Genomic DNA, 4,442 nt, shown 5'->3' on the forward strand with positions numbered 1-4,442 from the left:
CCGGCCCGCGTGCGTCGATCCAGCCGCCGGCCATCGCGGTGGCCACCACCAGGACGGCCAGCGGGGTGGAAAACGCGATGGCGTACAGCGCCAGTCCGTCCAGGTCGCGCGCCACCACGGGCATCACCGTAGCTACCGCGATCGCTTCGAAGGCGGAGAGGAAAGCCAGCGCGAAGATGCCGGCGGTGGTGGCCCGGTAGGTCTTCGACAGCAGCGGCGCCGGCTTCAGCTCGACGGTCATGCCAGGCCCCTTTCAGTCAGAAGCACTATTTTGCCGCATATTCGCAGAGCGGTGTGCGCCCGGCGGCGCTGGCGCCGGGCAATGCCGCGGCCTACGCTGGCTTCCATGCACGAGTCCGTGTCAGCCAAGCAGCGCCTCCGCACGGCGGCGGCATTCACCGCGCTGGCCACCAGCATCCTGCTGACGGCGTGCACTCCGGAGGCGCCGGAGCAGCCCGCGAGCGCGTCGCCGCACGCCACCACCTCCGCAACCGCGGCCAGTTCACCCGCGGAAGCGCCGCCGTCGTCCGTTCCCCGCACCCCGGACGCCGCGGAACTCGCACGCCTCAACACACAGCTTCAGCTAGCCGCCGCGGACAATGACCCGGACCGGATCCGGGTGCTGCTGCAGCGCGGGGCGGACCTTGAGGCAAGGAACGACGACGGACGCACGCCGCTCGTGACCGCCACCAAGGCCAACAATGTCCAGGCTGCACGGACGCTGATCGAGGCCGGCGCCGATGTGAATGCCAAGGACGACATCGAGGACTCGGCCTATCTTTATGCCGGCGCGGAGGGGTTCAACGAGATCCTCGAGCTGACGCTGGACCACGGCGCGGACCTCGCCAGCACCAACCGGTTCGGCGGCACTGCCCTGATTCCGGCCTGCGAGCACGCCCATGTGGAAACCGTGCGGATCCTGCTCGCCGCCGGCGTGGACGTGGACCATGTGAACACGCCCGGCTGGACCTGCCTGCTCGAAGCTGTTGTCTTCGGCACCGGCAGCGCGGACTACCAGAACGTTGTGCAGCAGGTCATCGACGCCGGGGCCGACCTCGATATTCCGGATGCCAACGGCGTTACGGCCCTGCAGCACGCCGAAGCCCGCGGTCAGAGCGCCGTCGCGGAACTGCTGCGCGCGGCCGGCGCCAACTGACACGCCGCGCCGCAGTGCCTGCAGGGAACCGGCGGCGCTACGCTTGAAAGTGTCGCGTGTACCAGCCCGGCTGCCCCTGGCGGCCCGCATCATCACCGAGGTCTTTGCGCCGACGGTGCTGGTCACGCTCGTGCTCATCGCCTCGCCGCTGATCCTGCCCGATGTCACCCTGGCGCAGACGGCCGTGGCAATCCTGTTCGTCACCGCCCTGCCGTTCAGCGCCGTGTTCGTGCTGGCCCGGCGCGGCAAGCTGAGCGACCATCATGTCGGCATGCGAAGCCAGCGCGGCCCCGTCATGGCCTTCGCCGGGGTCTCCATCATCGTCGGCCTGTGGATCCTCTCGCTGATGCAGGCCCCGCTGGCCTTCCACCGGCTGATCTTCACCGTGCTGCTGGGGCTCGCGCTCTCGATGGCGGTCAACCTGGTCTGGAAGCTCTCCGTCCACGCCGCAGTGGCCGCCTTCTTCGCCGCCATGCTCGCTTCGGCCGCCCTACCGATTGGCCTGCTCTGGGCGGCGCTGCCGCTGGCCGTCGGCTGGTCGCGGGTGCAGCTGCAGGACCACACGTGGCCCCAGGTGATCGCCGGGTGGGCCGCCGGCGTTGGCATCTACGTCTTCTACCTCGCGTTCCTGAGCTGACCTTCCGGCCCGGGAGCCCTTTCTGCGCCCGGAGCGCAGCGCGACAGGCAAACGGCCGGCCGGCGGAACGCCCCGCCGGCCGGCCGCCCTGTTGGTTCAGGCCCGTTTCTTCAGGTGCGCCACCGGGTCTTCCGGCCCCGCGGCGGTGTGTTTAGCCTTCTTCACGGCCCTCTTCTGCTTGATGGTCAGGCCCTTGGACTGCTTCTTCTGCTCGTGCTGATGCGGCGACTTGTCCGGCATGGTGTCCTCCTTGGGTGCCCAGGCTTCAGCGGCTGGTACGCGCCCCCAATCGGAAGAATACGCCGCCTGCGCCGGCTTGGAAACGCCGTCGTTATCCCGGTCCTGTCACTATCCAATAACGACGGCGGACACCTCCTGGAGCGGTTCCGGTCGCCGGAAAGGCTGGACGCTGCCGCCGCCATGCAGGACTATGGGGACGTAGCCGCCGCAGCCGTTGAAGGGAACGGACCATGGTCAACGAAGGCAAGGACGCAACCAGCGATCGGCACGCGCAGGCCGCCGTCGAACACCACCACCAACAGATGCTGCAGCGGATGACGCAGCTGACCGACACACTGGCGGACGCCGTCGAGCGGGGCGACAGCTCCGCCGCGCATGACGCGAAGAACACGCTGGTGGAGTGGTGCGAGAACGATCTGCTCCCGCACGCGCTGGCCGAGGAGAAGTTCCTGTACGAGATGGCGCGGGAACGGCCCGACGCCTCCATGCTGGTCACCGGGATGCTGGTCGAGCACCGGACGATCGTGAATTCGCTGGAGGAGCTGCGCGGGCTGCAGGGCGTGCGCGCGGCCGCGATGGCCCGCGCGCTTGAGCGCCTGTTCGCGCTGCATCTGGAGAAGGAGAACAAACTGCTGCTGCCGTTCATCGTGGAGCAGCCGGACCTTTCCCTGGTCGCGGCGGTACAAGGCCTGCATGAGCTGACCGGTGAACTGCAGGCCGAGGGCAGCGGGCACCGGCACACCACTACCGAGACCAAGCTGGACTGACGCGCCCGGCTAAGTAACGACGTCGAATGCTGCCTTTTCGGACAGCGTTCCGTTGGCCTGCACCTGGAGCAGGTGCCGGCCGGGGTAGTGGACGCGCGTGGTCATCTGGCGGAAGGCATGGGTCTTGCGCAGCTGCCGCGACTCCCCCGGTGCCAGCTCCGCGACGGCCAGCTTGAACACCTTCGGGGCGAGCGAGCCGTTGGCTTTCACGTAGTGGACCAGGTAGTCCACTGCCACTCGTGCCGGCTCCGCGGATTCGTTCCTCACAACGACGGCGAACTCCAGTTCCCCGGGCAGTGTCACCGTGGGGCGGTCCAGTTCCGGGGCCGAGACGGAGATGCCGCCGGAGGTGAAGCCCAGTACCGCGAGCGCGCCGGGGTGTGCCTTCTTCACCAGGGTACGCAGCCCATGCCGCACCACCCAGGCGGTGTGGTCGCCCGGCTCCGCGTTCCACCGCTGCGCCGTCTTCACGACGGACTCCGGCGCGTGGCGCGCGATGTCGTTGAGGTGGTTGGCCACAGACCGCCGGACCACCTCATTTCCGTCGCGGTGCAAGGCATCGAGCAACGGGACCGTTGACTCCGGCCTGGCAATGATCTCCGGGACCCGAATCGCCCACGGCAGGTACGGCCTGGTCCCCTCGCTCGCCAGCCGGCGCACGTGTTCATCTGGATGAGCGGTCCAGTCGCGAATGATGTCCAGCGACCGGTCCAGGTCCTGTATCAGCAGGCGGCGAATCGCGAACTCGCTGGTCAGCCGCGGCGTCAGTTCCGCGAGCAGAGCAAGCGCGTCATCGAAGACACGCCTGTGGCCGTCCTGCAGCGCCAGTGTCACGGCGGCCTCGCCGACCGGCCACATGATCCAGCCGGCGAAGGCATCGTCTTCCAACGCTGAGCGGAAGACGGCGGCAGCCCTGTCGTAGCCGGAGTCCAGGTCCACCAGCATAGCCTCGGCCAACAGGTCTGCCCGGGCCCGCAGCGACAAGGGCTCAAGACGGTCCGCGGCTGCTGCCAACGCCGGCCACGAACGCTGACCGGACGCCTGCACGAGCGACCGGTTCAGCGCCTCGATCTCGGCCGGCCCCAACAGGTCGTTCATCGCGCCCATTCACACCTCCGCGTTAGCCGCCAACCATCTAGTTTTCTTCCCCAGCGTAGGCGTCCCCTCTGACATTCCTAGGTCGCTCCTACCCGTCGTCGGGCAGCTGGTCCATGGCGGCAGTTAGCTTATCGACCCCTGGCACCAGGGACCTGTCCTCGGCCGAAAGTTGCTCATACGTATAGGCAGAGACCGCCATCGGCGACGCTGAACGGCCCAATGTGTAGCGGACCGTGTGATCGTTCTTGCTGCCGCAAATCAGGATCCCCACCGTCTCGTTGTGGGCGTCACGTTTCAGCACATCGTCAACGACAGCGACATAGAAGTTGAGCTTGCCGGCGTATTCGGGCTGGAAGCGGCCAGTCTTCAGTTCGAACACGTAATAGCGCAGCTGCTCAACGTGGAAGAACAGCAAATCGATATTATTCCGAGCTCGGAATAACATCGATTGTTCCGATTCTCGGGTTATTCGGATTTGGTGCGAGGGCGGGCCCGTGACCTCGACAGTCTCCCGTCTGAGTCGGAATAATCCTGTCGCGCCTGG

Annotated in this window: 6 protein-coding genes and 1 pseudogene; 3 read left to right on the top strand and 4 right to left on the bottom strand. The window is 67.2% G+C overall.

Annotated features, from left to right (window positions below; translation table 11 throughout):
• Positions 1-241, bottom strand: a pseudogene (locus tag D477_RS16020) (MFS transporter); the annotation flags it as partial.
• 105 nt (positions 242-346) lie between these two features.
• On the opposite strand from D477_RS16020, the gene D477_RS16025 reads away from it, so the two are divergent.
• Positions 347-1,156, top strand: coding sequence for an ankyrin repeat domain-containing protein (locus D477_RS16025; protein WP_150110164.1), 810 nt, complete (start codon positions 347-349; stop codon positions 1,154-1,156).
• Between the two features lie 49 nt (positions 1,157-1,205).
• Positions 1,206-1,793 carry a hypothetical protein gene (locus D477_RS16030; RefSeq protein ID WP_150110165.1) on the top strand — a complete coding sequence of 196 codons (588 nt, stop codon included), beginning with the start codon at positions 1,206-1,208 and terminating at the stop codon, positions 1,791-1,793.
• Between the two features lie 96 nt (positions 1,794-1,889).
• Here D477_RS16030 and D477_RS22790 read toward each other — a convergent pair whose 3' ends face one another.
• Positions 1,890-2,033, bottom strand: a complete 144-nt coding sequence (locus tag D477_RS22790) for a hypothetical protein (RefSeq protein WP_005271830.1) — start codon at positions 2,031-2,033, stop codon at positions 1,890-1,892.
• Positions 2,034-2,263: 230 nt separating this feature from the next.
• Here D477_RS22790 and D477_RS16035 point away from each other — a divergent pair, with 230 nt between their 5' ends.
• Positions 2,264-2,800, top strand: coding sequence for a hemerythrin domain-containing protein (locus tag D477_RS16035; RefSeq protein WP_005271833.1), 537 nt, complete (start codon positions 2,264-2,266; stop codon positions 2,798-2,800).
• A 9-nt stretch (positions 2,801-2,809) separates the two neighbouring features.
• Here D477_RS16035 and D477_RS16040 read toward each other — a convergent pair whose 3' ends face one another.
• A complete protein-coding gene (locus D477_RS16040; RefSeq protein WP_005271836.1) occupies positions 2,810-3,907 on the bottom strand; it encodes a hypothetical protein in 1,098 nt (365 codons plus the stop codon).
• 79 nt (positions 3,908-3,986) lie between these two features.
• Entirely contained in the window at positions 3,987-4,343 is a 357-nt protein-coding gene (locus tag D477_RS16045) for a PDDEXK nuclease domain-containing protein (protein ID WP_081608594.1), read from the bottom strand.
• Between the last annotated feature and the right edge of the window lie 99 nt (positions 4,344-4,442).

This window comes from Arthrobacter crystallopoietes BAB-32 (genome assembly GCF_000328305.2).
Lineage (GTDB): Bacteria > Actinomycetota > Actinomycetes > Actinomycetales > Micrococcaceae > Crystallibacter > Crystallibacter crystallopoietes_A.